Consider the following 1,564-nt stretch of genomic DNA (forward strand, 5'->3'; position numbering starts at 1 on the left):
GCAAATAGAGAGAATTCTTGTCCATTAAGAAATGTTACAAATTACATGGGTACATTAAGAAAAGTTAAGGGGGTACATCCATTGATGGATAAGGGTTTTGGGCTATTATGGTATATATGTATGGGGGAAGTTCAGATATTATTACTGCCAATTAGTCTGAGGTTTTCCACATTATTGGGTAAGGTTCGAGTAATGCTGCTTTGTAGGGTGTCAGTAATAATTACTTGTCCAATTGCTTCGTCGGGATTGATGGTAGCATTAACCGCATTTGACAGGGTTACTGTAAAGGCTTCATCGGCTTCGTTGAGGTTATCATTCAGTAAGGGAATGCTAATAGTAGCAGTGGAAGTATTCGCCGCAATGGTGAGGGTTCCTGTCTGGCTAGTGTAATCTACATTGGCGGTAGCATCAATGGGTGCAGTGGTATAGTTGACAGTAATTTGTTGTGGATTGGGGTTATTGACAGTAACGGTGAGGATGGCATTACTATTTTGACCTTCCACCACGGTGATGTCATTGATGGAGAGTTGCGAGGTGACACTGGTAGCGGGGACATTGGTAATTGTCCCCGTCACTGCGGTAGTTGTCCCAACTGTATAACCTGTCCCGGTCGCAAGAGTTAAAATAACAGTTTCATTACTTTCAGCAGTTGTGTCAGGAGTGGGGTCAACGATTACAGTCGCGGTCGCTGAATTAGCGGCAAAGGTGACTGTATTGGTAGTCCCGGTACGAGTGTAGTCGGTATTAAGAGTCGCTGTCCCTCCGAGGGTGTAATTGACTGTCAAAGCATTTGTTGTTACACCGTTGCGGGTGAAGGTATAAACCAGATTTGTTGTCCCATCTTCGGTGACACTACTGGGAGCAACTGCAAGAGTAATACTGGGAAGAGTCGGACTAGAAACATAGCTAAAATAACTAGCAGTTAGACTTAATCCAATTCGATCTCGTAAAATGGCAATAAGTTCATCAGGTTCAGAGCCAGGTTTATTAATGTAGAGATTAGTAGTTGTCCCAGAAACCGTCAAGAGGTAATCACTACTTGAACCGCGAAGTTGAATAACATCATCTGCATCAAAGTCAATGATATTGGCATAATCGTTTATCCCTGCATTAGTTGTATTACCGTCATCGTAACCAATCCAGTTAACGTCACCAAGGATAAATCTATCACTTCCTGCTCCTCCTGTTAAAGAATCAATTTCTCCTTTTCCTGGGGTGCTACTGTTAGGGTTAACCCCTGTGATGATGTCATTACCTCCCCCAGTGGTGATGGTGTCATCAGCATTAGTTCCAGTAATTTGAAACTTTTCTATATTAGAGAAGGAAACGTAGTCAGAATTACCACTGCTATTAGTATAGGCACTAAAAGAACCACTCCAATCCCCACCACTCTCAAAAATACTGCTACTTATTCCTGCGGGAAAGGTGGTTGTCCCCGCGTAGGTGTTACTGGAGTAGTTGACAATTAATAGGTCATTTCCATCCCCACCATTGACGTTATCTTGTCCTCGGCCCCCGTTAATCGTATCATCTCCCTCTCCGGTAGCAATGGTTTCATTAAAAC

General features: G+C 43.0%; 1 protein-coding gene. It reads right to left on the reverse strand.

All coding sequences use genetic code 11. The features are described 5' to 3' along the window. Positions 1 to 131: 131 nt before the first annotated feature. A partial coding sequence (locus O9300_RS10475; protein WP_287971581.1) for a Calx-beta domain-containing protein occupies positions 132 to 1,564 on the reverse strand: 1,433 nt, incomplete at its 5' end.

The organism is Microcystis sp. LE19-195.1E (assembly GCF_027532095.1).
GTDB classification, from domain to species: domain Bacteria; phylum Cyanobacteriota; class Cyanobacteriia; order Cyanobacteriales; family Microcystaceae; genus Microcystis; species Microcystis aeruginosa.